20 protein-coding genes and 1 tRNA gene are annotated in these 24,162 nt (G+C 40.0%); 10 read left to right on the plus strand and 11 right to left on the minus strand.

Annotation, left to right across the window (positions count from 1 at the left end):
• Window positions 1-29: 29 nt before the first annotated feature.
• From CS931_RS11145 to CS931_RS11165, 5 genes are all read right to left on the minus strand, one after another.
• A tRNA-Ala gene (locus CS931_RS11145) sits at window positions 30-105 on the minus strand.
• A gap of 125 nt (window positions 106-230) precedes the next feature.
• A complete protein-coding gene (locus CS931_RS11150) occupies window positions 231-791 on the minus strand; it encodes a GNAT family N-acetyltransferase (protein WP_099205951.1) in 561 nt (186 codons plus the stop codon).
• Between the two features lie 224 nt (window positions 792-1,015).
• Window positions 1,016-2,965 carry an excinuclease ABC subunit UvrB gene (uvrB, locus tag CS931_RS11155; protein WP_099205953.1) on the minus strand — a complete coding sequence of 650 codons (1,950 nt, stop codon included), beginning with the start codon at window positions 2,963-2,965 and terminating at the stop codon, window positions 1,016-1,018.
• Between the two features lies 1 nt (window position 2,966).
• Window positions 2,967-3,707 (minus strand): JAB domain-containing protein, encoded by a 741-nt coding sequence (locus tag CS931_RS11160; protein WP_159459820.1) that lies wholly within the window; start codon window positions 3,705-3,707, stop codon window positions 2,967-2,969.
• Between the two features lie 27 nt (window positions 3,708-3,734).
• On the minus strand, window positions 3,735-4,691 hold the full coding sequence (locus tag CS931_RS11165) for an NAD(P)H-dependent glycerol-3-phosphate dehydrogenase (protein ID WP_099205957.1): 957 nt from the start codon (window positions 4,689-4,691) through the stop codon (window positions 3,735-3,737).
• Window positions 4,692-5,099: 408 nt separating this feature from the next.
• Here CS931_RS11165 and nox point away from each other — a divergent pair, with 408 nt between their 5' ends.
• The 4 genes from nox to CS931_RS11185 all read left to right on the plus strand — a co-directional run bounded on the left by nox (window position 5,100) and on the right by CS931_RS11185 (window position 9,951).
• Window positions 5,100-6,434 (plus strand): H2O-forming NADH oxidase, encoded by a 1,335-nt coding sequence (gene nox / locus CS931_RS11170; RefSeq protein ID WP_099205959.1) that lies wholly within the window; start codon window positions 5,100-5,102, stop codon window positions 6,432-6,434.
• Between the two features lie 248 nt (window positions 6,435-6,682).
• A complete protein-coding gene (locus tag CS931_RS11175; protein WP_099205961.1) occupies window positions 6,683-7,675 on the plus strand; it encodes a M50 family metallopeptidase in 993 nt (330 codons plus the stop codon).
• Between the two features lie 68 nt (window positions 7,676-7,743).
• Window positions 7,744-9,255: a phosphohexomutase domain-containing protein gene (locus CS931_RS11180; RefSeq protein WP_099205962.1), complete on the plus strand. Its 1,512-nt coding sequence runs from the start codon at window positions 7,744-7,746 to the stop codon at window positions 9,253-9,255.
• 165 nt (window positions 9,256-9,420) lie between these two features.
• Window positions 9,421-9,951 (plus strand): GNAT family N-acetyltransferase, encoded by a 531-nt coding sequence (locus CS931_RS11185; protein ID WP_099205964.1) that lies wholly within the window; start codon window positions 9,421-9,423, stop codon window positions 9,949-9,951.
• A gap of 189 nt (window positions 9,952-10,140) precedes the next feature.
• Here CS931_RS11185 and CS931_RS11190 read toward each other — a convergent pair whose 3' ends face one another.
• Window positions 10,141-10,740 (minus strand): GNAT family N-acetyltransferase, encoded by a 600-nt coding sequence (locus tag CS931_RS11190; RefSeq protein WP_099205965.1) that lies wholly within the window; start codon window positions 10,738-10,740, stop codon window positions 10,141-10,143.
• Window positions 10,741-10,831: 91 nt separating this feature from the next.
• Window positions 10,832-12,004, minus strand: a complete 1,173-nt coding sequence (locus CS931_RS11195; protein ID WP_099205967.1) for an NAD(P)-dependent malic enzyme — start codon at window positions 12,002-12,004, stop codon at window positions 10,832-10,834.
• Between the two features lie 190 nt (window positions 12,005-12,194).
• Between CS931_RS11195 and CS931_RS11200 the strand changes: the two genes are divergently transcribed.
• From CS931_RS11200 to ychF, 6 genes are all read left to right on the plus strand, one after another.
• Window positions 12,195-12,884 (plus strand): HAD family hydrolase, encoded by a 690-nt coding sequence (locus CS931_RS11200; RefSeq protein WP_099205969.1) that lies wholly within the window; start codon window positions 12,195-12,197, stop codon window positions 12,882-12,884.
• Window positions 12,881-14,560, plus strand: a complete 1,680-nt coding sequence (pgeF, locus tag CS931_RS11205; RefSeq protein ID WP_099205971.1) for a peptidoglycan editing factor PgeF — start codon at window positions 12,881-12,883, stop codon at window positions 14,558-14,560. The genes CS931_RS11200 and pgeF overlap by 4 nt, the downstream gene beginning before the upstream one ends.
• A 185-nt stretch (window positions 14,561-14,745) precedes the next feature.
• The gene (locus tag CS931_RS11210; RefSeq protein ID WP_099205973.1) at window positions 14,746-15,543 is read left to right on the plus strand and encodes an ABC transporter permease; all 798 of its coding nucleotides are present in this window, start codon (window positions 14,746-14,748) and stop codon (window positions 15,541-15,543) included.
• A 144-nt stretch (window positions 15,544-15,687) separates the two neighbouring features.
• Entirely contained in the window at window positions 15,688-16,800 is a 1,113-nt protein-coding gene (locus tag CS931_RS11215) for a polyamine ABC transporter substrate-binding protein (protein WP_099205975.1), read from the plus strand.
• 29 nt (window positions 16,801-16,829) lie between these two features.
• Window positions 16,830-17,645: an alpha/beta hydrolase gene (locus tag CS931_RS11220; RefSeq protein WP_099205977.1), complete on the plus strand. Its 816-nt coding sequence runs from the start codon at window positions 16,830-16,832 to the stop codon at window positions 17,643-17,645.
• A 433-nt stretch (window positions 17,646-18,078) separates the two neighbouring features.
• Complete coding sequence (gene ychF / locus CS931_RS11225) at window positions 18,079-19,173, plus strand: redox-regulated ATPase YchF (protein ID WP_099205978.1); 1,095 nt, start codon at window positions 18,079-18,081, stop codon at window positions 19,171-19,173.
• Window positions 19,174-19,322: 149 nt separating this feature from the next.
• Here ychF and CS931_RS11230 read toward each other — a convergent pair whose 3' ends face one another.
• The 4 genes from CS931_RS11230 to CS931_RS11245 form a co-directional block, all read right to left on the minus strand.
• Window positions 19,323-21,488, minus strand: coding sequence for a methyl-accepting chemotaxis protein (locus tag CS931_RS11230; RefSeq protein ID WP_099205979.1), 2,166 nt, complete (start codon window positions 21,486-21,488; stop codon window positions 19,323-19,325).
• A 279-nt stretch (window positions 21,489-21,767) separates the two neighbouring features.
• Complete coding sequence (locus CS931_RS11235) at window positions 21,768-22,418, minus strand: HAD-IA family hydrolase (RefSeq protein ID WP_099205981.1); 651 nt, start codon at window positions 22,416-22,418, stop codon at window positions 21,768-21,770.
• A 115-nt stretch (window positions 22,419-22,533) separates the two neighbouring features.
• Window positions 22,534-23,523 carry a TPM domain-containing protein gene (locus CS931_RS13095; protein ID WP_159459821.1) on the minus strand — a complete coding sequence of 330 codons (990 nt, stop codon included), beginning with the start codon at window positions 23,521-23,523 and terminating at the stop codon, window positions 22,534-22,536.
• A 48-nt stretch (window positions 23,524-23,571) separates the two neighbouring features.
• On the minus strand, window positions 23,572-24,123 hold the full coding sequence (locus CS931_RS11245; RefSeq protein ID WP_099205984.1) for a LemA family protein: 552 nt from the start codon (window positions 24,121-24,123) through the stop codon (window positions 23,572-23,574).
• Between the last annotated feature and the right edge of the window lie 39 nt (window positions 24,124-24,162).

Raw genomic sequence — 24,162 nt, forward strand, 5'->3', positions numbered from 1 at the left:
ATACCAAATCCTCATACATGACTTTATTTTGGTGGACCCGGAGAGGATCGAACTCTTGACCTCCGCATTGCGAACGCGGCGCTCTCCCAGCTGAGCTACGGGCCCAAATATCAAGAATTGTTTCAAAAAATCTCGCGGTTTCATGCAAATAGAAACTACGGAATTCTACAAAAACGAATATCTCAATATTTTTATTTTATCACAATCTATTTTCTTTGTAAATCTCCAATTCAAGATTTTACTAAATTTTGTGCATGCTCTCTATTATCTTCATAAGCCTTATTATCAATTAAGTAGGGCTTGGTGATACAATCTGCCATGGCATTATCGGGGCACAGTTCATATTTCATTAAAATCACTTCAGCTGTTGTTTCTATTTCCTCAAATCCTAGGCGGTGAAAAAAAGTAAACGCTTGTTTATCTTCTTGCGCAAGGTGTACAAAAATTTGGCGTCGATTTCCATATTCTAAAATACGAGACAGCAAGCAAAACAGACCTTTTCCAACACATCGGTGCTGAAACTCCTCTTTAACAAAAATGTATAAATCTAATTTAAACGGATTTTTAGGCTCATTTTTATGTTCTGTTACATAACAAAAACCGGCCGGAACACCATCAATCTCGCAAACCAGCCACCCATATCCATATGTATAGCGGTCAATTCTCTCTATCATTTCAAGCAAAAGGGGGCATTCTGCATCAGGAGCAGAAAGCTTACCCGCAAAAGGAGCATATATCTTCAAAACAGCAGGAGCATCCCACTCATTTGCCCGTCTAATATTTACTTTCATCTGTTTGTCTACTCCTCTAATATTTGCCAATGTCTGTTTTCAATGACAACTGCCATAATGAATAATAGCAAAATTAGTGGATAGCAAGACTCTTCTGTTTCTTGCTATCCCTCATAATCTGCAAATAAGCTGTCATTTTCATTTTAGCAGAAACCATTCTATCACAACTGCCTATGTCTTTTCTACTCTTTTCCTATCCATCATAAAAATTTTCTTGCCTATTTTTATTTTTGGAGCTGCTTAATTTTATCACGCAAAAAAGCAGCATGTTCAAACTCAAGTAATTTAGCAGCCGCTTTCATCTCTTTTGAAAGCTTCTCAATTTCCATTCGTTTTTCAAGGGCAGATAGTTTTCGTTTGGGCTTTTTCTCGTCCTTATGACTTGAGATTTCAAGGATATCCGCTACATCCTTAATAATTGTTGTGGGAATAATGCCATGCTCTTCGTTATATTTTTCCTGTATCGCACGACGACGTTCGGTTTCACCGATTGCCCTCTCCATTGAGGGTGTTACGCTGTCGGCATACATGATAACCGTACCCTCTGCATTTCTTGCGGCACGCCCAATGGTCTGAATTAAGCTGCGCTCGCTACGCAGAAAACCTTCTTTATCGGCATCTAAAATAGCGACAAGCGACACTTCAGGGATATCAAGACCTTCACGCAGCAAGTTTATGCCGACCAAAACGTCGAACTCACCCAAACGCAAATCGCGTAGAATTTCCATACGCTCTACGGTGTCAATGTCATAGTGCATATACCGAACTTTTATCCCATATCCCTCAAAATAATCGGTTAAATCTTCTGCCATTTTCTTGGTTAGGGTAGTAACAAGTACTCTCTCCTTTTTATCAACACGTAGGTTGATTTCAGAAATCAAGTCATCAATCTGCCCATCTGTGGGTTTCACAACAATTTTGGGGTCTAAAAGCCCTGTTGGGCGAATCACCTGCTCCACCACATCAGATGAACGCTGCAACTCAAAATCACCCGGTGTTGCGCTGACAAAAATTGCCTGGTTCACTTTTTCATAAAACTCATCAAAGTTCATCGGACGGTTATCGTAGGCAGACGGCAAACGAAATCCAAATTCAATCAGCTGTTCTTTTCTTGCTCGGTCGCCTGCATACATCGCTCTAACCTGTGGCAACATAACATGAGACTCGTCAACAAACAGCAGAAAATCATCAGGAAAATAGTCAATCAATGTAAACGGAGCACTGCCAGGTTCACGGTCTGCCATAACACGAGAGTAGTTCTCAATTCCTTTGCAAAAACCTATCTCTCTAAGCATTTCCATATCATATTTAGTTCGCTGTTCAATTCGTTGCGCTTCAATCAATTTATTCTGTGATTTAAACCATTCTACACGATCAACCATTTCAGAACCAATTTCATTCAGGGCTTTTTCCATTTTTTCTCTTGGCACAATATAGTGCGAAGCCGGATAAATAGCCACATGTTTTAAGTCTGATATAACGGTACCTGTCAAGGGAACAAATTCGCTGATTCTGTCAATTTCATCGCCAAAAAATTCAACGCGTATTGCGTTTTCACCTGATTGTGCAGGGAAAATTTCTACCACATCGCCCCGCACACGAAACTTATTACGAATAAAATTGATATCATTTCTCTCATATTGCAGCTCAACCAATTTGTTCAGCAGTTCGTCTCGATTTTTCTCCATGCCGGGGCGCAAAGAAATAACCATGGTCCGATAATCAATCGGGTTACCCAAGCTATAGATACACGAAACACTTGCCACGATAATAACATCCCGCCGTTCAGAAAGCGCTGAAGTGGCACTGTGGCGCAGCTTGTCGATTTCATCATTGATTGCAGAATCTTTTTCTATATAGGTATCGGTCGTGGCAATATAGGCCTCCGGCTGATAATAATCATAATAAGAAACAAAATATTCTACTGAATTTTCAGGAAAAAACTCACGAAACTCAGAGCAAAGCTGTGCTGCCAACGTTTTATTGTGGGCCAACACCAACGTAGGACGATTCATTTTTTCGATGATGTTTGCCATGGTAAAGGTTTTACCCGAACCCGTGACACCCAGCAAAGTTTGTTCACGCTCTCCTCTTTCAATCCCCTCGACAAGCTTTTCAATTGCCTGAGGCTGATCTCCCGTTGGCTTAAATTTTGAAACCAGTTTAAAATCCATTCTATTGCCTTTCTTTTTTCACGCGTTTGCGATTGGCAAACAATGCTTCCTCTTGCTCCATGGTTTCTTTTTTCAGTGCATTTTTATATTGTTCCACTTCTTCTTTAATTTGATCCAACCATTCACTCGATTTCATGGAGGTATAATCCATACCTGCAAAGATAAGATGATCTGTCAACTCCACATCAATTCCGTTGAGAGCAAATTCTAAATCACGGGTAGCATTAATATCATTGCGTGATGGAAGTGGATTGCCACTGGGATGGTTATGTGCAATGATAGCCGTATAGGTATCATACCGCAAGCACAACTCAACTAAACGACGAATATAAATCGGCACTTCTGAAACCGAACCTTCGTTCACGATTCCATTATACAGGATTCTACCCCGCCCATCCAATAGCAAAAGTGCAACAATTTCTCTGTTTTTATCAATAAATTTTGGTCGTAATATCTCAACAGCAGATTCTGTATCGTAAACACGCTGCATGCCCGATACTTTATCTTCCAAATAGTACTCTGTTGTGTATTTTAATTTTTTCAAAAATTCGGCGGCTTCTGGTGTCATGCCTTTTATGGCAGCAATTTCTTGGGCAGGTGCCTCAAGCACATTCGAAAATGAACCCAGCCGATTTAATAAGCTCTTGGCAACACGAGACGTTTTTGTTTCTCCTATCACATAAGACAGCAGTTCTGCTAAAACAGCTTCACTGTTTTTTCCCTCAAAAGAATATCCCTGCATAGTGTCCCCCATAGAAGTTGTTGGCATTCAGAATTCATTTTTAATGCTGCGAGAAAACAATTTATTGATAATTGTCTTCGCCTCTTGCTTTTCATAGACCACGTCATACACCGCTGAACAAATTGGTAGCGCACAATAGCTTTTCTCCGCCAATAGAAGAATTCCTTTCACGGCAAAAGCACCCTCTGCCAATTGCGTGTAAGGTTCGCCTTTTACAAACTTTTCGCCAAACATTCGGTTATGACTGAACTTTGAGAATACAGTGGCTTCATAGTCTCCCAAATGACAAAGGCCGTAGGCCGAAAGCTCATTGCCGCCCATTGCTTTAATTAACCGAGCAATTTCACGAGTTCCTCGAGACATGAGCGCTCCTTTGAGAGAGGAAAGCCCTAAGCCGTCTAACATACCGGCTGCAATGCCAATTACATTCTTTGCTGCTGCACCGATTTCATTCCCAATTAAATCTTGCCCATAATAGAAACGAATTAAATCACTAGAAAAACTATCGACCAGTTTGGCTTTTACGGCTTCACTTTTGCTGTCTATGACCATGCAGTTTGGCGTGCCTGCATAAAACTCCTGCACATGACCGGGACCAAGCCAAACCGCTGTTTCATGAGGAATTAACAAAGTTTCTTCCACAATTTCAGTTAGACGTTTTCCCGTTTCCGCTTCCAAACCTTTCATACAAAGCACAAAAGTCTTGTTTTCTGGGGCTAATTGATTAATTTCAGCCGCCAAAGCACGAAGCCCTTGTGAGGGAATGGAAATCACAATGACTTCTGATAAAAGAGCCTGTTTCATATCAGTCACCAGCTCAATTTCGTTATCTAAGCGGATAATCCCATTCTCTCTGGTCTGCTGAAATTGCTTCATACGGCTCGAGTCTTGCCTGCCATAAAGCATTACTTCATGACCTGTTCTATTCAAATACCACGCAATGAAACTGCCCCAACGTCCGCAGCCAATGACAGAAATTTTCATGTAATCTTGATTTCCTCTCTATTTCAGAATTTTCACTTATCCAATTCTATATTTATTTTTAAACTAAATTAAAATTATTTTAAAACAAAATCAGCTCTGCAATTCGAGTTGCCGCTTGCAGCAGCAAGCACAAAGTGCAAGAGCAACTTCCCAATGAATCAACTTGTTGAATTCTATTTTACCACAAATACAATCCTGAAAAAAGTTTCTTTTTATAAAAAAATAATGATTGTTATTTTTTTAACTTTGTTGTATAATACCGAGTAGGTACAGTTCCCGCTTTATAGCCTTGCATAAACTTTTATTTTTCTTCCTACTTTCTCCATGAATCTCGTTGACAATAGGCTAATGAAGCGATACTATAAAATAAAAACCAACTAAAAATAACCAAAAAGTGAGGCTATTCTTATGAAAAAAATTGTTTTAATTGGAGCAAACCATGCCGGTACTGCGGCTGCTAATACGATTCTAGACCAATATCCCGACTATAAACTAAAAATATTTGACCGCAACTCCAATATCAGCTATCTTGGCTGCGGAACTGCTCTTTGGATTGGCAAGCAAATTCACAGCACAGAGGGACTTTTTTATTCTTCTCCTGAAGCCTTGAGGGCAAAAGGAGCTGATATCTTGGCCGAAACGGAAGTTAAGAATATCGACTTTGCAGGCAAAACAGTTAAAGCTCTAACCAAAAGCGGAGAAGAAATTACAGAGAGCTATGATAAACTTATTATTGCCAGTGGTTCTGTTCCCATTCACCCTAGAATTCCAGGAATCGACCTTGAAAATGTTCGCCATGTAAAACTCTTTCAAGACGGTCAGGCCATTAACGAAGCTTTGGAATCAGACGACGTGAAAAATGTTATTGTCGTGGGTGCCGGCTATATCGGTGTTGAAATTGCTGAGGCTGCCCAACGCCGCGGTAAAAATACATTTTTATTTGAATCCGCTGACACAAGCCTTTCTAGCTATTATGACCCTTGGTTCACCAAAGATATGGACGAAAACTTGCAAGATCATGGTGTAAAACTTCGTTTTGGAGAAACCATTACAGAAATTTGCGGTGATGGCAAGGTTGAATCTGTTAAAACAACAAAGGGTGAATATCCGGCTGATTTAGTTCTTTTGGCAATCGGTTTTGTTCCTAACACCTCTCTTATTGGAGATTCACTGGAGAAATTCAGAAATGGTGCTATTTTGGTTGACAAACATCAGCAGACGAGTGACCCTGATGTGTATGCCATCGGCGACTCTGCCACCGTATGGAACAATGCAACCGGCAAACAGGATTACATCGCTCTTGCTACCAATGCTGTTAGAAGCGGCATTGTTGCTGCCCACAACGCTTGTGGCACAGCTTTGGAATCCTCTGGCGTACAAGGCTCAAACGGTATCAGTATTTATGGTTTGAACATGGTTTCAACCGGGCTAAATCTGGCCGCTGCTAAAAAAGCTGGGTTTGACCCGCTATATACAGAATATGAAGATCTACAAAAACCTGGTTTTATTGAGAACAACAACTACAAGGTAAAAATTCGTATTGTCTATGACAAAGAAACACGCCGCGTTTTAGGCGCTCAAATGGAATCTTACCAAGATATTTCCATGGGAATCCACATGTTCTCGCTTGCCATTGAACAGCAGCTCACCATTGACAAGTTAGCACTTTTAGATATCTTCTTCCTTCCCCACTTTAATCAGCCTTATAACTACATTACCATGGCTGCACTGAATGCAAAATAAAATTTAATTTTTTTACCAAAGAGATAAAACGGCTTATGTTTTATCTCTTTTTTTCATATAGATATCTTTCATATTTATTTTTAGAACCACAAAACTACCTATTCTCCTGTGTTTTTTACCGTCGCTGCATATACGCCTTTGTGTTATTGGCTCTGCTATACATTGAAGTATACTTTTTTGTCCCATTGAAAATTTCTCCTTTTTCTGTTATCCTATTTATTAATTATGGATAAATCGGAGTGATTTTTTTGGATACTGGAGAAATGATTTTCTACGTCATTTGTTGCGTGGTTGCTTATGTATTGACTGTTCCTTTTCATGAAGCCGGACATTTACTTTGCGGTTTGCTTACTGGTTATCGTTTTAGTTCCTTTCGTATTTTTAGCTGGGTTTGGACGTATCAAGACGGAAAAATCCATTTTCAAAAATCCCCTACCGCTTCTTTTATCGGCGGTCAATGCTTGATGGTGCCTCCTGAAAATGAAAAAGAGTTTAAGTTTGTCCTCTACAATCTTGGTGGTGTTTTAATAAATTTTCTTTTGTCTGCCATCTCCCTTTTTGTTTTAATGGTTCGACCTAAGGATATCTGGAACATGCCTTTTCTTTCTTTACTTGTCATGAATTTGGTGGTTGGACTAATGAATATCATTCCGTTTACCATCAATGATGGACGCAATATTTTAAAAGCTTTGCAGTCTAAACGAGCCAAGCACGGTATGTACATACTTTTAAAAGTAAACGCAGAAATGGCAGAAGGCAAGCGTTTAAGAGATTATAATGAAACTGATTTTACTCTATGCGATGATGATGACTTTACAAACGATTTTGTTTACAGCTTGGCTGTTTATGCTGCCGGGCGATTCGAAGATTTAGGCGAACATGATAAAATGATTAAAATTTATGATCGTCTTGATTTAAAAAAGCTACCTGCCTTTTATGCCAACGCCGTGCGGGCTGATTATCTGTACTATTACATTATTCACAACCCTGATTATGAAAAAGCAAAAGAACTTTATCAAACCAAAAAGTTTTCTAAGTTTCTCAAAATGCCCCTTCCCAGTATTTTTCGCACCCAACTGGCTTATGACTATTTTGTATTAGGCGAGAAAGAAAAAGCCAGAGACAATCTTCCCAAACTAGAAGAACTTGTGAAGAATACTCCATCAAAAGGCACCCAGCTTTTAGAACAGGATGCTTTGGATTTTTTAAAACAAAAAATAACGGCGGCAGAGCTTGCATGATTTATTGAATACTACGAACCCGCCAACTATTGACTACAAATCAGATTAACTGAATAAAGGAGTTCTCTATGAATTATCTATCTCTTAAAAGCGGAACCGATATTCGCGGTGTTGCTAGTGAAGGTGTGAACGGACAAGAAATTAATCTTACGGACGATGTAATCGAGAACATTGCCGCAGGATTTCTACTTTGGTGCGAAAATCATCTTGAAAAACCGGCCTCTGAATTAAAGATCGCTGTCGGTCATGATTCCCGTATTTCTGCCGACCGTATCTACGCTGCCTTAGAGCGTGTTTTTTTGCGTCATGGCTGTCATGTACTGAACTGTGGCCTTGCCTCTACCCCCTCTATGTTTATGGCTATTTTGGAGATTCCCTGTGACTGTTCGGTTGAAATTACAGCTAGTCACCACCCTTTTAACCGTAATGGACTAAAGTTTTTCTCTGGGAAAAATGGTGGCCTTGAAAGCACAGATATCAGCGAAATCTTGAGCTATGTACAAGAGACAAAAGCTCCTGTGTTGTCAAATAGCGGTAAAGTAGAACCCTGCTCTTTTATGAAGCGATATGCCGAAATTCTACGGACAAAAATTAAGCACGAAGTATCCTCTGATAATTACGAAAAGCCACTAGATGGTTTTCATATTGTTGTTGATGCAGGGAACGGTGCCGGCGGATTTTACGCTTCTGATGTTCTAGAACCGCTTGGTGCAAACATTGACGGTAGTTGTTTTCTAGAGCCAGACGGCATGTTTCCCAATCATGTGCCAAATCCGGAAAACGCTGAAGCGATGAAAGCAATTTCTTCTGCTGTTTTAAAATCAAAAGCAGATTTAGGGGTTATCTTTGACACCGACGTAGACCGTGGTGCAGCTGTTGACGCAAACGGAACTGAAATTAGCCGCAACCGGCTGGTGGCTCTAGCCGCCGCTATTGCTCTTGAAAATGTACCGGGCGGCACAATTGTAACAGATTCGATTACCTCTGATGGTTTAAAAATCTTTATTGAACAAGAGCTAGGTGGTATTCATCATCGTTTTAAACGGGGCTATAAAAATGTTATCAATGAAGCTCTCCGCTTAAATAAAGCTGGGCAAGAATGTCCTCTGGCCATTGAAACCAGCGGTCATGCGGCTATGCGTGAAAATTATTTCTTAGATGACGGTGCTTATCTTGTCACTAAAATTATTATTAAAATGGCACAGTTGAAAAAAGAGGGAAAAACAATTGATAACCTGTTAACCCATTTAGAAGAAGCTGTCGAAGAAAAAGAGATTCGTCTCTCTATTTTGACTGAAGATTTCAAGTCAATTGGTGAAAAAGTTATTGCGGATTTGGAGAACTATGCAAAACAGCAGTCCTGGTTTATTGCCCCTGACAGCCGAGAGGGGATTCGCATTTCATTTGATAAAGAAAATGGTGACGGCTGGTTTTTGCTTCGCTTGAGCGTGCATGACCCCATTATGCCGCTGAATATTGAAAGCAATCAAGTGGGAGGTACCTCTCTCATTCTTTCTCATCTAGCTGATTTCCTCAAAGATTATTCGGATTGCTTAGATATTTCAGTTTTATCAAAATAGTGGATTGCAACCGTATTTTATGCTTTCTATTATCCGCTAGGCCAATTCATGTTCATTGATCACACTTAAATTGTAACTTAATTCTGAGGAAAGGAGATTATACCAAAATGAAAAAAACTAAATGGAGGACTTCTTGTCTTTAGTCCTCAGAAATGTGAGGAAAGTATGTTTTACACACCACTGACAACCGACCGACTTATCTTAAAAAACATAAGCGAAGATGACAACACCTTCATGCTTGAACAATTTTCCAATGATGACGTGAACCGCTTTTTGTATGATGCAGAGCCCTTGAGTACATTAGAGCAGACAAATGAAATCATCAATTTCTATTTGCAGCCAGAACCAAGAATCCAACACAGATGGATTCTTATCTTAAAAGAAACTGGTGAAAAAATCGGTACTTGTGGTTTTCATTGTTGGGATAAAGAAACCCATTCTGTTGATATCGGCTATGACCTGCAAAAAGCCTATTGGAATCAGGGTTTTATGACAGAAGCGCTGCGTGCTATCATTGACTTTGCTGTCCAAAAGATGAAAATTCAACACATCCACGCCCATATCTATGTGAAAAATGAAGCTTCTCTTGCCATTGCCAAAAAACTTGGCTTTACTTTTCAAGGTGCTACTGAAATAGAGAACTTTAGAGGGGACGACTATCTCCATCATATTTATACATTGGATACTTCTGAGTAAAAACCTCTGTTTTGATATTTGATTGAGATTGTTCAAAAACAGCGTCAAGAAAATAATGCTATAAATACACAAAACCCCACCAAATTCTGGTGGGGTTTTGCAATTAAAATATCTTATTACGTGCTTTACTGCCTTTAAAAAGCAATAATCTATAGTGGTAAAATTTCCTATCTCTCACAACTAAACTCTTCAACGTGCCATTCTTTTCAACATTTCAAGGTCATTGACAGAGAGAACATCCTCCAAAATTGGTATAGCGTCTTGATATTCATTCTTATAATGAGAAAAGGTCTGCGTTTTCAGCATATGAAAGCCAAAACGGGAATACAGTAAAACTGCTTTATAGCTCCACGTTTGGGTATGCAGATAAACAGGAAATAAATTTTCTTTTTCGAATATAGTCATGACTTTCTCTATCAACACTTTGGCTAAACCTTTTCTTTGAAAATCAGGGTGAACCGCCAGCCAATGCAGAGAGCCTACCCTATTCTCATCTTTGTTGTCAAACCACGCCATGCACGTTCCTGCATATTGCTCTTCCTCATTGAGTATAAATAGACACCGCTCCGCCAACAGTTTCATCTGTGATGAATAATGAGAAATAAAGTAGTCGTAGGCTTCCTTTTCTGTTTCAAATTCACCCACTGCCGTCACAATCTCAGCCCAGTGCTTTTCGTCTCCCGGCTCAAATCCTTTAATTCGATATCCCTCTGGAAAGAAATTAGCTAACGCTTGCTTTTGATTTGCTTCCATAATTATATTCTTATAAGGAATGGTTTTATCAAGCATATTCTCCCTCTCTGCAACTAAAATTTGGTTGTATCATAAAACAATTTCGAAGCAAATATAAAACGGATTTGTATGTTCTACCACGCCCAACTTAAATCCGATTCACGCCTGTTTTAACGGCTGCTTCTGCCACTGCCTTGGCCACTTCGGCTGCCACTCTTTTATCCAGTGCAGAAGGAATGATGTTGTTTTCGTTCAGCTCGTCGTCGCCGATAATGCCTGCAATTGCCTTGGCGGCAGCCAGTTTCATTTCTTCATTGATTTCTTTGGCACGCACATCTAGTGCACCACGGAAAATACCCGGAAAAGCCAGTACATTGTTAATTTGATTGGGGTAGTCAGAGCGACCTGTTCCCACTACTTTTGCCCCGCCAGCCTTAGCATCTTCAGGGAAAATTTCAGGTGTTGGGTTGGCACAAGCAAAAATCACTGCGTCTTTTGCCATGGTTTTGACCATTTCTGTTGTCAGACAGCCGGGTGCGGATACGCCCAAGAATACGTCTGCCCCCACAATAATTTCTGCTAGAGAACCCTTTTTCTTTTCACGGTTTGTTACCTTGGACATTTCTTCTTGTGCAAAAGTTAGGTTCTCCATGCCTTCATAGATAGCGCCATTTTTATCGCAAAGGGTTACATTTCTGAGCCCTGCTTGCATCATCAGCTTGGTACAAGCGATTCCGGCTGAACCGGCCCCATTCACCACTACTGAAACATCTTCTATCTTTTTGCCTACAACTTTTAGAGCATTTAGGATAGAAGCTAGGGTTACCACAGCCGTTCCATGCTGGTCATCATGGAACACAGGAATATCTAGGCGTTCTTTCAGTTTAGCTTCAATTTCAAAACAACGAGGAGCCGCAATATCTTCAAGGTTGATTCCGCCAAAAGAACCGGCTAAAAGCTCAACCGTACGAACGATTTCATCGGTGTCTTTACTGCGGATACAAAGTGGGAAAGCATCTACTCCTGCGAAAGCTTGGAACAAGGCACATTTGCCCTCCATAACAGGCATGCCGGCTTCTGGACCGATATCACCAAGACCTAAAACAGCGGTACCGTCTGTCACAACAGCCACAAGATTTCCTCTTCGGGTATAAAGGTATGAATCTTCTACATTCTTGGCAATTTCAAGGCAAGGTGCTGCCACGCCGGGTGTATAGGCTACTGATAAATCATCTCGATTGTTCATTGGGCAAGGCGTTGTCACACGGATTTTACCTTTCCACTCTTTGTGCATTTTAATCGCTTCTTCAGAATAATTCATGCTCAATTCTCCCCCTGTTTTTTGTTACCTATATTGTTGTCCTTATTGTAATCTTATTTCTCCCTACTGTCAAAGCAAAATGATGAAAAAATCTGCTTTTTTATCCTCTTGCTTGCAAGACTAACTTCCCTGTGGTAAAATTAATCTAAATATAATTTTAAAATCCCATAGAGACGGAAAGGTTTGTTTCATGATGTATAAAGCTTGTATTTTTGATATGGACGGTACCATTATCAACACTCTTGATTCTCTTGCTTATTTTGGGAATCAAGCACTCGCTGTGATGAATCTGCCACCGGTTGAAACTGAACTTTATAAAAAAATGGTCGGAAACGGTGTTGACAAACTGATTGAGCGAATTTTGATTCATTCAGGCGCTGAAAACACCCCTGAAAATCATAAAACTCTGCTAAAAGAATACAGTAAACTTTACGAGTCTGACCCTTTTCATCTCGTGACAGCCTATGACGGTATGAACGAGCTTTTACACGCTTTAAAAGAAGAAGGCTTTCTTTTGGCTGTACTCTCCAACAAGCCTCATGATATGGCTGTTTTTATTGCCGAAAAATATTTTCCTAATCTATTTGATATTGTCGAAGGGCAAAAAGAATCTGTTCCTGCTAAACCCGACCCAACCGCTCTTTCCTCTATTATAGAACGTTTAGCTATCGCCAAAGAAAATGTATTATATTGCGGTGACAGCGATGTTGATATGCAAACTGCTCGAAATACAGGGGTAGACGGTGCCGGCGTTCTCTGGGGTTTTAGAGATCAGAACGAACTCGTATCAAACGGTGCCACTTTTCTCGCCCATAAGCCGAATGACTTATATTCTATACTAAGAAAAGAGAAAGAGTCTTTTTCCATGAGGGTTCTATGAATATAATTGTACTTGATTTGGAGTGGAACGGCTCTTACAGCCGTCGCAAAAAAGGCTATGTAAATGAAATCATTGAATTTGGCGCGGTAAAATGTGACGAAAACTTAGTTGTGCAAGATACTTTTTCTTGCTTTATTAAACCGCAGATTGCCAAAAAACTGAGCAGTATTATCTCTGATTTGACAAGCATAACCGATGAAGCTCTTATAGAGGGGATTCCATTTATGAAAGCCGTCAGTCGCTTTCGCAAATGGGCAAAAAACTCTGTCATTTTAACTTGGGGGCCTTCAGACGTGCTGGCTCTAACTGAAAATTGCCATTATTTTAATGGAACCAGAACCGTTCCCTTTCTCAAAAAATATGTGGACCTACAATTTTTTGCCGAAAAACGTTTAGGCTTGTCTACCAGCCAACAAGTGGGTCTTGGCAAAGCTGCCGAATTGGTTGGCATTCATGCCGAAAATCTTGAAATGCATCGTGCTTTGGATGACAGCCTGCTGGCTCTTGAAATTCTTCGCAAGGTATATGATTCTGCTGAACTAGAAAGATTCACGACAATCTGTGATGAAGAATTTTATAATCGGGTTACCTTTAAGACTTCCTACATTTGTGACCTGACAAATCCTGCCATTGACAGAAAGCAGCTGAAATTTGTCTGCCCAAAATGTGGTTCTGCCTCTCATAAAACCTCCGAATGGATTCTAAAAAACAAAAGCTTTCGTGCCGAATTTCTTTGCCCTACCTGTGGTTATGTTTTTGCAGGACGGCTGATTGTAAAACAAAAATATGAGGGAATTAGTGTGAATAAAAAATCTTTTCCAATTCCGATTATCGAACCACCCAGAGAAGCTTTGTCGGCAGTAGTCGGCAACATGAACCTTTCCATTGCAGAAAACGGCGTTGGTTTACTGACTTTTCAAAATTTCTTTGAAGGGAATGCAAAGCATGCTTTCTCTACCCGAATTGGAGGGGTCAGCCAAAACGAATTTGCAGCCATAAACCTTGGCTTTGGACGAGGTGACAGCGATAAAAACGTGAAGCACAATTACAATCTTTTTGCTGAAGCTTTGGGTGTTCCTCCCGAAAGCTTTGTGGCCGGTGCTCAAGATCATCATACCAATATTCGCCGCGTGACCAAAGAAAATATTGGTACCGGCATTTGGAAACCAAAAGATTTGGAAAGTATTGACGGCCTTTGTACAAATGAACTAGGGGTAACTCTTGTCATCTATTGTGCCGATTGTGTGCCGCTCTACTGCTATGACGAAGAACATCATGCTATCGGATTGGCACATGCTGGCTGGAAGGGTACTGCTGCGGATATGGCGGGCGCTATGGTTCAAAAGATGGCAGCAGAATTTGGTTCGAACCCAGCAACGCTTAAGGTTGCCATCGGACCTTCCATCAGCAAAGATCGTTTTGAGGTGGATTTGCCCGTTGCACAAGTTTTTGAAGAGCTTCCTAACTCTGCCTTTTTTGTTACCGATACAGGTGACGGAAAATCCCACGTCGACCTTTGGGAATGTAATCGTCAATTTTTACTTTCAGCCGGTGTAAAACCTGAAAACATTAAAGTCGGGAATGTTTGCACAATGAAAGAAAGTGATTTGGTCTTTTCTCATCGTAAAACTCGAGGACAGCGTGGCAGCAATGCCGCTGTCATGGCTCTGATTTAAACACAACCAACGCTTCATCACGGTGTGTGTCTATAAAGAATCTCTTAAAACCAGTAATCGTTCTTGAGTAGGAACTTTATCGATTTGCTGTTAAGTGCGTATTTTTCCTACTTTATCTTTCATCTTTTCATAAAATCCTATTTTTGAGATGAAGTTTGACTTTTAACACAGGGAAAGGAAGCAAAATGAAAAATCTGGGAAAATCCCCAAAAATCTTTTTAGGCAGTGTGCTTGGCATTATGTACATTCCTATTATATTTGTCATTATTTACTCGTTTAACGAGAGCTCTATCAGTGCCATCTGGGGCGGTTTTTCTTTAAAATGGTATCAAACACTTTTTAAAAACCAAGCTCTTTTTTCTGCCTTGCAAAACAGCTTAATTTTAGCTTTCTCAAGCAGTATTTGTGCTGCCATTATTGGCACTCTGGGTGCCTTTGGTATGACGAAAGTAAAACTGAAATCTGCGGGAATGATAGAATATATCTCCACTTTACCGATTATGATTCCAGAAATCATTTTAGGCGTTGTTTTTATGACCTTTTTCGCTTTAATCGGTCTGCCTTTTGGTATGACAACGCTTATTATCGCTCATACCGCTTTCTGTATCCCTTACGTTTTTATGTTAGTCAAAGCAAGGTTGATTGGTATGGATAAAAGCCTATCTGAAGCCGCTCTCGATTTAGGCGCCAGCCCAGTTCGCGTTTTCTTTGATATTATTCTGCCTTTGATTGCACCTGCCATTGCTTCAGGTATGCTGCTTTCCTTTACAATGAGCCTTGACGATGTTATAATTAGCGTGTTTGTGACGGGCGCAAAGACTAATACTTTACCGCTTCTTATTTATACGCAAATCAAAACCGGTATCACCCCTGAAATTAACGCTTTATGTACGCTAATTTTCTTGATTTCCGTAGTTTTCTTTGCCATTTCTCTTTGGATAGGACGCTCTCCACAGAAGAAACATCTGCCCAACAATCTATAAAAGCATAATGGTCTTGCCCTATGATTTTGCTGTTTTTTTTAAATAAATACTGAAAAGAAAAACCTTAAGGCGTCTGAATGACATCTTAAGGTAGCTTATTTTTCAGTACTGATAGAAATTGGATTACGTATTTTAGGAGGTATTATGATGAAAAAGATTATTTCTATCCTGTTAATTGGCGTTTTATTTGTTTCTGTGCTTGCTTCATGCAGCAGTAACACGGCCCCAGCTAAAGAATCCTCTGCTGATTCCTCAACTGGCAGCGAATCGGTTGATTCTTCTAACAGCAAAACCTTGACCCTTTATACTTGGGCAGGTATGTTCTCACAAGAACTACTCGACGACTTTAAAGAAAAAACCGGTATTACCGTCGACTACGCTACTTTTGATACCGATGAAACTATGCTCGCCAAATTACAGACCGAAAAGGGCGGTACTTATGACCTAATTTTAGCAGATGATTATATTCTTGAGCTTGCTATTGCTGAAAATTTAGCGGCCAAATTAGATACATCAAAGCTAAGTCATTATAACAGCATTAATCCCTTTTATCAAAAGCAATTTTTTGATCCCAACGATGAATATACCGTTCCACTTGCTGCGGGTGTGCAAACCATTGTGTACAACCCTGACATTATCCAAAAAGAAATTACAGGTTATGCGGATTTATGGGATTCTTCCTTAGCCGGAAATCTTGGTGTGACTTCTAACTATCGCGTTATCAACGGTATGGCTCTTAAAGTGCTGGGTGAAAGCTATAATACCGAAGATGTCTCTGTAATTGAAAAGGCTGGCACAAAGCTAAACGAGCTGGCACCAAATATTCGTATGATTAAAGATGACAACCTGCAAAATGACCTCATTTCAGGAGAAATTGGTGCTGCCGTTATGTACACCTCTCAAGTAACAAAGGCCAAAATGGCTCTCCCCTCTTTAAAAGTGGTCTTGCCAAAAGAAGGTATTGGCTTTGGTATTATGTCACAATTTATTCCGGTTAATGCTCCTCATCCCGATGCCGCTTATCAATTTATTGATTATCTGCTGACGCCCGAAATTGCTGCTAAATACTATGAATTCCTCGGTTATTATTCTACCAACAAAGATGCTGATTCTCTCATTAACGAGGAATATCGAGAATTTCTTACTCTCCCTGATGAAATCACACCCGATAAAGTAGAACTCATTCAGCTTGTCTCTGCTGAAGCCACTGAAGCACATGAAAAAATTTGGACTTCTTTCAAATCTGCTACTGAATAATACATTGATAAAGTGAGGAGACATTCCATATGAATAAATTAACTTTCTATCCTTTTGATGATCAAGGCGCTTATGTTGATGCTTACTTACATGAACCAATGCTTGAAATGGAAACTCATCGCGCCGAGTTTCCGGCTGTAGTCATTTGTCCGGGCGGCGGCTATATGTTTTTGTCTAAGCGCGAGGCTGACCCTGTTGCCCTACGTTATTTTGCAGCTGGATATAATGTTTTTATTCTTTACTATTCTATTCTTGATCATGCTAAAAACTTCAGACCGCTCAAAGAACTGTCTGAAACCTTTATCCGTATTCGTGAAAATGCTAAAGAATGGCATACAGATGCCAACAAAATTGCTGTCTGCGGTTTTTCTGCCGGCGGTCATTTGGCAGCCTCGTTAGGCACACTTTGGAACCACAAAGAACTTCTAAAAAGCTATGACAACCAAGAGGGAAAGAACCGTCCCAATGCCATGATTCTTTGCTATCCTGTTATCACAGCCGACCCTGCTTTCTGCCATCAAGGTTCTATTGAAACAATCAGTGGCTGTCAGCTAGGAGAGGACGGTGCTAACTTCTTTTCTCTGGAAAATCATGTCTCTGCTGATACACCGCCAGCTTTCTTATGGCACACGGTAGAAGATGATTGTGTTCCAATTGAAAATAGTATTCGCATGGTCTCTGCCTTGCAAAAACAAAAAGTATCTTATGAATGTCACTTTTTCCCTCACGACGGCCATGGTACTTCTGTCTGCACAGAAGAGGTTGGGTCTTACAACCCTTACAACGCCCGCTGGATGGATTTGAGTATTGAATGGCTACATAATACGTTTTCGTATCAGCCATAAGTACAACAATTTCAGGAAGCAGTATTAAAGCCAAAAGTCTTTAATACTGCTTTTTATATGGTGCCAATTACCACAATTGGAATGAAAATAACTTTTACCTCCCTAATTTTATGCAGGCCTAAAACCTCACCAGCTAGTAACATCCCAGCAGAATACTTCCTTATTTTAGACACTGTCAAAAACTATTTTTACGTTGAGATTTGTGTCTGAATATTGTATAATTAAGAATTGTATAAGCTTGTTTCTATAAAAATAAAAACTGACAAAGTGTTTGGATGAAACTTAAAGAACAAGAAATTAGGATAAAATGTACCTAAAGGAAAACAAGTCGTTACTGTGTGCAAGAATATTCGATAAGCTTTGATGACGTGTATATTTTGAAAATGGTAAAATATACCCAGTAACCTCTAAAACAAAGGAGATATAGAGATTTATGAAACTAGGAATTGTCGGTCTGCCCAATGTCGGCAAAAGTACACTTTTTAATGCTATTACCAATGCCGGTGCACAATCGGCCAACTACCCATTTTGCACGATTGAACCCAATGTGGGCGTGGTCGCTGTTCCAGACAAACGTCTGGATGCTTTAGCTAAAATGTATGAACCAGAAAAATTCACACCTGCAACGATTGAATTTGTGGACATCGCAGGCCTTGTCAAAGGAGCTTCTAAAGGAGAAGGTCTGGGCAACAAATTCTTGTCCAATATTCGAGAAGTAGACGCGATTCTGCACGTTGTACGCTGCTTTGAAAATGACGACATTATCCATGTTGAAGGCAGCATTGATCCTAAACGTGATATTGAAACCATAGATCTAGAGTTGATCCTTTCTGATCTTGAATTTGTGGAAAGAAAAATTGACCGCACTAAAAAAGCAATGAAAGCCGATAAAAAATTGCAAGATGAAGTCGCTTTCTTTGAGCGTGTAAAAGGTGAACTTGAAAAAGGAAATTCTGCTCGTAGTATCTCCTGTACGGAAGAAGAAGCAGAATGGCTATCTTCTGTTGCCTTGCTGACCAATAAACCTATTATTTATGCCGCCAACATGAGTGACACTGATTTTTCTTCTGGCATAGAAAGCAACAGCGGTTATCAAACTGTCTCAGAGATTGCACGTCAAGAATCTGCAGCTGTACTGCCTATTTGTGCTGAAATTGAAGCTGAAATTTCTGGCATGGATTATGAAGAAAAGCAAATGTTCCTTTCTGACATGAACTTGTCTGAATCTGGCCTCGATCGTTTGATTCGTGAATGTTATGCTCTATTAGGTTTGATTTCTTATCTAACTGCCGGCAAGCCTGAGGTTCGTGCCTGGACCATTACCAAGGGCACAAAAGCACCCCAAGCAGCGGGAAAAATTCACACTGACTTTGAAAAAGGCTTTATTAGAGCTGAGGTCATTGGCTTTGATGAGTTGATGGAAACCGGCTCCATGTCTACCGCCAAAGAAAAGGGACTTGTCCGCTCTGAGGGAAAAGAATACGTCATGCAAGATGGTGACATTGTTTTATTCCGTTTCAATGTCTAATCCCTTTTTAATATTATCTCTGCTCTATCTCTGCTGTTTTAAAAAAGAAACCTGTAGGCAATAATTTTGCCTACAGATTTCTTGCTTTTTACAGTACTATGTTAATTTCTATCTCGATCTAATTATAAAAGAACATTTTTAGTCTTCACTCAATATTTAGAGCCTTCATTTATGCTCTCAATATTTACGCTGCTTTCTTCTTGCCATGTATTTTCGATATCTTCATGGTAGGTTTCATTGTTATCCAGCTTAAATCTTGCTACTTCGGCTTGCAAAGCATGGGCTTGAGCTGACAATTCTTCACTAGAGGCAGAGCTTTCTTCTGCTGTAGCTGCGTTTTCTTGCACAACGGCAGAGACTTCCGCTATTCCCTTTTGAATTTCATCAATTGCATAGGCCTGCTCTGATGAAGAATTTTCAATATTATGAATGGCATTATTCACTTTACTGGAGTTTTCAGAAAGTTCTTTTAACAGGAATGCCGTCTCTTCTGCAATTTTATTTCCTTGGGAAACTGTTTCTGTCGCGTGGCTAATCAAGCCTGCTGTTTGATGAGCTGCTTCAGCAGATTTTCCTGCCAAATTACGCACCTCATCCGCAACAACCGCAAATCCTTTTCCGGCTGTACCAGCTCGAGCAGCTTCAATTGCTGCATTTAAAGCTAAAATATTGGTCTGAAACGCAATATCTTCAATTACTTTGGTAATATCAGAGATTTTTTCACTAGCCATGCGAATTTCATCCATAGAATGTGTCAATTCTTGCATATGCTGGTTAACCTCTTGGGTCCGTAGGTCGGCTTGTCCCACATATTCTGTTGCTTCACGAACGTGATTCAAGTTGTTTTCAGCTTGGTTGGCTACTGTACTAATTGAGGCTGTCAACTCTTCTACTGTTGCAGCTTGCTCTGTAGCACCTGAAGCCAACGCCTGCGAGCCTGAAGACACTTGCCCTGCTCCAGCATTTACTTGTTCAGACGCCGTTTGAATCGTGGAAAGAACATTGTTTAGGGAGGATGAAATGTTCAGCATTGCTTCTTTAATGGGTGCAAATTCGCCTACATAGTCTTGCTCCAGATGAACGCGCATATCACCGTCTGCCATTGTTCCCAGAACAGATGTGACCTCTTTTATGTAACTTATATAACGATTTAGTTGTGTCACTGTACGATTAATCGCGGTTGCCATCTGCCCTACTTCATCTTTAGAATTAACCTCTGCAGAAATATCTAGTCTGCCTTCAGCAATTTCATTCGCTGTTTTTGTTAGATTCTTAATGGGTGACACTATGCTTCTTGCTACAACTATAATCATTAAGAAAACAATCACAACAGCCAGCCCAAATACAATTAAGGTGTATATTAAAATCTGATTATACTCTTTAAAGAATTCATTGTCTGGCAAGCCAGAAGTAATTGTCCAACCCGTCTCTCCAATAGAAGAAACAAATCCGCGTGCCTCTTCACCATTGAGCGTATATATGATTTCTTCATTGGTTTGTGCCAAAATAGCAGACTTGATATTTTCTGACATATTGGCATCTGCTATATTTGTATTTACAAGAGATTTATCGGGGTGAGATAAAAGTTGCCCACCTTGTGTTGTCATCAAATAATATCCAGTATTGCCTAACTCATAGCTGCTTACAATTTGACTCAATCTTTCCAGTGTCATATCAACGCCAGCAACACCAATAATTTCACCTGATTTGTCATCAAAAATTGGTACAAAAACCGAAGCTATCTGTTTACCTGTCACCATATCTTCATAGGGCTCACTTAATGTCAAGCCATTTTTTTCTTCCATCTGCGCGAACCAAGATCTCTCTTTTACTTTATAATCATCTATATTGTCACCGCCTGTAGTAATCAATTGCTCTGCATCTACCCCTGCAACAAATACAGCTAATATATTTTCGTCTTCGCCATGTGCCGCCTCTAATGTGTCCGTCAACAGTTTATAATCACTCTGTTTTTCTAAATTCTTGGTTTTGTTTGAATCCATTATCATCTGCTTGACAAAAATATTGTTGGCGAGCTGCTCTGCAATATCTTCATATCTCATCAAAAAGTTTTCAAGGTCATAAGCGGCTGCCTGTGATTTCGCCTGCAAAACATTGTTTGATTGACTAATTGTGCTTGCCTTTATCATTTGTAGCAAGATAGCTCCTACCACTGCCAGTGATAGAATAACTGGCAAACCTATGGATATTAAAATTTTTGTCAGAAGAGTTTTAAACGTACCTTTTTTATTGCTCTGAAAATCAGAAATAGAAGTTTTGCTATTTTCATTTAATTCGCTTGGTGGAATTTTCATTATAATTTCTCCTTTGTTAAATAAACACCCTATTTTTAGAAAACTAAACTTTTATGGTATCGTACAGATATTTACTATATTTATTCCACCTGCCAACAAAAAAGAAAGGAAAAACTCGCATTCTCTGTTTTTTTGTCGAATTCTACACATTGCCTATTAATTTGTTCACCGCATAATATAAACTGCACAAAGATTGTATACTATAATATATAAAAAAAGGAGCCGAGATATAAAAAATCGGCTTCCTTAAGTAATTTCGATTAATCTGTCTATCATTTTTTACAGCGTTTTTAGAAGATTTTTCAGCTCGTGCGTATTCTCTACAATATAATCTGCACCTGCCGCTTCAAATTCGCCCTTTTCAGCAAATCCATGGCGAATACCAATGCTTTGAACGCCATTCTCTTTTGCTCCTAAAATATCGTGCTCTCTGTCCCCTATCATAATCATTTCTTCTTTGGAAACTCCTGCTAATTGACGAACTGCTTCTTTAATAATATCTCCTTTTTCAGACAAAGTGCCATCTAAAGTAGCGCCCACAATTACCTTAAAATACTCTTTAATATGAAACATTTCTAATATCTGCTCTGCAAAAACTTGGGGTTTTGAGGTTGCCAGACAAACTGTTTTCCCCTCTGCAACCAGTTCTTCTACAAGTTCTTTCATGCCTTCATACATTTTGCACTCATAGACGCCCTTTTCGGTATACCGCTCTCTATATTTCTCTAACGCCTTACGTACGCCTGTTTCATTTAGATTATAAAAAGTTCTGAAAGAATAATCTAATGGCGGACCAATAAAACGGCGAAATTGCTCGGGTTCACTCTCTTCAATCCCTAAACTATTTAAGGCATAATATACACTTTTAAAAATCCCTTCGCTTGAATTAACCAAAGTACCATCCAAGTCAAATAAAATATACTGTTTCAAATTGACCTCCTGCTCATTCCACTTGTTTTCTTAATCATATCATCTAGGGCAATTGAAGTCAATCTGCCCATGAAAATGCACCTGCGAGATTCCAATCCCACAGGTGCAAGTATTTTTATCCGCGTCCAGCTCCGCCGCCGCCTGAAGATCCTCCACCAGAGAAACCTCCACCGCCGCCAAAGCCGCCGCTTCCGAAACCGCCAAAACCGCCTCGTCCGGCACCACCGCCACCTGAGCGACCGCCGCCGCCAAAACCACCAAATCCTCCAAAACCACCAGACGGTGGCCTATGTCCGCCATAACCTCCGAAACCGCCATGGTGATGATTATGGTATCTGGGACGGAACATACTGCCCAGCAGCCAGCCATTCCAGAAACCGCCGCCTCCGCCGCCATATCCTCCGCCACCGCCTCCACGACGAGAACCGCCTATAATAGAAGCAATAACCACAAGGATTACAATCAATAAAATTATTCTGCCTATACCGCGAACAATATTGGAGATTCCTGAACCGATAGACGAGAATATATTGGATGAGCGCGGATTTCCGCCCTGCCCATAACTGTTGTCTTGATTGGTGTACTCATCTTGATAGTTTGCGTAGTATCTTTGCATTTTTCCATATGCTTCATCAAAAAATGCTTTTACCGCTGTATCATATTGCCCATTGTCATAATCTTTATAAAAGTAATCTTCTAACATTGTGTTCAGCACACTGGCTGTAAAAAGATTTTCTACTCCAGTGCCCGGCATCGCTCTAACGGCAACTTCTCCTGTAGCAAACATCAAAAGTAAACCGTTATTGCGCTCGGATGAGCCGATTCCCCATGTATTAAAAATCTCATAAGCATAACGCTCGGCTCTATCCCCAGAAATAAAATCAACTGCCACAACAACAATTTCTGCTCCTGTTGATTTAAAAAGAGCTTGATTGCGTGTGATAATGTCTTGCTCTGTTGTGTCAGAAAGTACATCTGCTTGATCCAGCACATATTGATTGGACGGACGACTTGGTACTGTAACTGCAAAAGCCGGCAAAGCTGTCGGCACTAGCAGAATGACGGCTACCAAAAACGCCAACCCTTTTTTTATCAAATTCTTCATTTCTACTCCATTCATCTATCATTCGGTCCGTCAGTTCATTTTTCCCAATTATAAGTCACCATATACATAAACCATTGCAGACGATATCAGCTGTTTTCCATTTATCTTTATGGCCTTCAGCAAACTTGCCGGGAATTTGTCTTGCTTAGCATTCCATTCTGCCGCTTGTTTATTGTAGTCTAAGTGTCCAATTTGATCTTTTAGAGAAAGAATTTCAGCCATGAAATTTTCATTAGACCTTTGGTCTTGTTCGTTCAATGCAGTATTTTTCAGTTCTGCTGACAACGTATCTGTCAATGCGTAAATCTCCTTGAGCACTTCTGGTGAAACCTGTTCATTTTCCGAAACTGTCAGTTCACTCAATTTACTTTCAATGGCTTGACACATGGGCTCTAACTGACTATTCTGGTCTGCATACTTTCTGGCTATTTTCAGCATATTTTGTGCTTTATCTGCGGTTTCAGTGATCTTTGTGCCGACAGAATCCTGATAAACTTCAATCAGTTCAAGACGTTCTTTCTTCTGTGAGTTGCCCATTCCCCAAACGGCAACCAACACAATCGCAATCACCATGAGGAAAAATGCAATTTTCTTTTTCAATGTTTCTTCCCTTTCTTTTCACTAGTCACCCTACTGCCG

It is taken from the genome of Scatolibacter rhodanostii, assembly GCF_900197595.1.
Classification (GTDB): Bacteria; Bacillota; Clostridia; order Oscillospirales; family Acutalibacteraceae; genus Scatolibacter; species Scatolibacter rhodanostii.

Bases quoted from the DNA above. Each gene is read 5' to 3' on its own strand.
- CS931_RS11180 (WP_099205962.1), top strand. From the start codon at position 7,744: ATGAATTATCTATCTCTTAAAAGCGGAACCGATATTCGCGGTGTTGCT.
- CS931_RS11185 (WP_099205964.1), top strand. From the start codon at position 9,421: ATGTTTTACACACCACTGACAACCGACCGACTTATCTTAAAAAACATA.
- pgeF (WP_099205971.1), top strand. From the start codon at position 12,881: ATGAATATAATTGTACTTGATTTGGAGTGGAACGGCTCTTACAGCCGT.
- CS931_RS11160 (WP_159459820.1), bottom strand. From the start codon at position 3,707: ATGCAGGGATATTCTTTTGAGGGAAAAAACAGTGAAGCTGTTTTAGCA.
- CS931_RS11215 (WP_099205975.1), top strand. From the start codon at position 15,688: ATGATGAAAAAGATTATTTCTATCCTGTTAATTGGCGTTTTATTTGTT.
- CS931_RS11150 (WP_099205951.1), bottom strand. From the start codon at position 791: ATGAAAGTAAATATTAGACGGGCAAATGAGTGGGATGCTCCTGCTGTT.
- CS931_RS11220 (WP_099205977.1), top strand. From the start codon at position 16,830: ATGAATAAATTAACTTTCTATCCTTTTGATGATCAAGGCGCTTATGTT.
- CS931_RS11200 (WP_099205969.1), top strand. From the start codon at position 12,195: ATGATGTATAAAGCTTGTATTTTTGATATGGACGGTACCATTATCAAC.
- CS931_RS11210 (WP_099205973.1), top strand. From the start codon at position 14,746: ATGAAAAATCTGGGAAAATCCCCAAAAATCTTTTTAGGCAGTGTGCTT.
- CS931_RS11230 (WP_099205979.1), bottom strand. From the start codon at position 21,488: ATGAAAATTCCACCAAGCGAATTAAATGAAAATAGCAAAACTTCTATT.
- nox (WP_099205959.1), top strand. From the start codon at position 5,100: ATGAAAAAAATTGTTTTAATTGGAGCAAACCATGCCGGTACTGCGGCT.
- CS931_RS11195 (WP_099205967.1), bottom strand. From the start codon at position 12,004: ATGAATTATTCTGAAGAAGCGATTAAAATGCACAAAGAGTGGAAAGGT.
- CS931_RS11190 (WP_099205965.1), bottom strand. From the start codon at position 10,740: ATGCTTGATAAAACCATTCCTTATAAGAATATAATTATGGAAGCAAAT.
- CS931_RS11165 (WP_099205957.1), bottom strand. From the start codon at position 4,691: ATGAAAATTTCTGTCATTGGCTGCGGACGTTGGGGCAGTTTCATTGCG.
- ychF (WP_099205978.1), top strand. From the start codon at position 18,079: ATGAAACTAGGAATTGTCGGTCTGCCCAATGTCGGCAAAAGTACACTT.
- uvrB (WP_099205953.1), bottom strand. From the start codon at position 2,965: ATGGATTTTAAACTGGTTTCAAAATTTAAGCCAACGGGAGATCAGCCT.
- CS931_RS13095 (WP_159459821.1), bottom strand. From the start codon at position 23,523: ATGAAGAATTTGATAAAAAAAGGGTTGGCGTTTTTGGTAGCCGTCATT.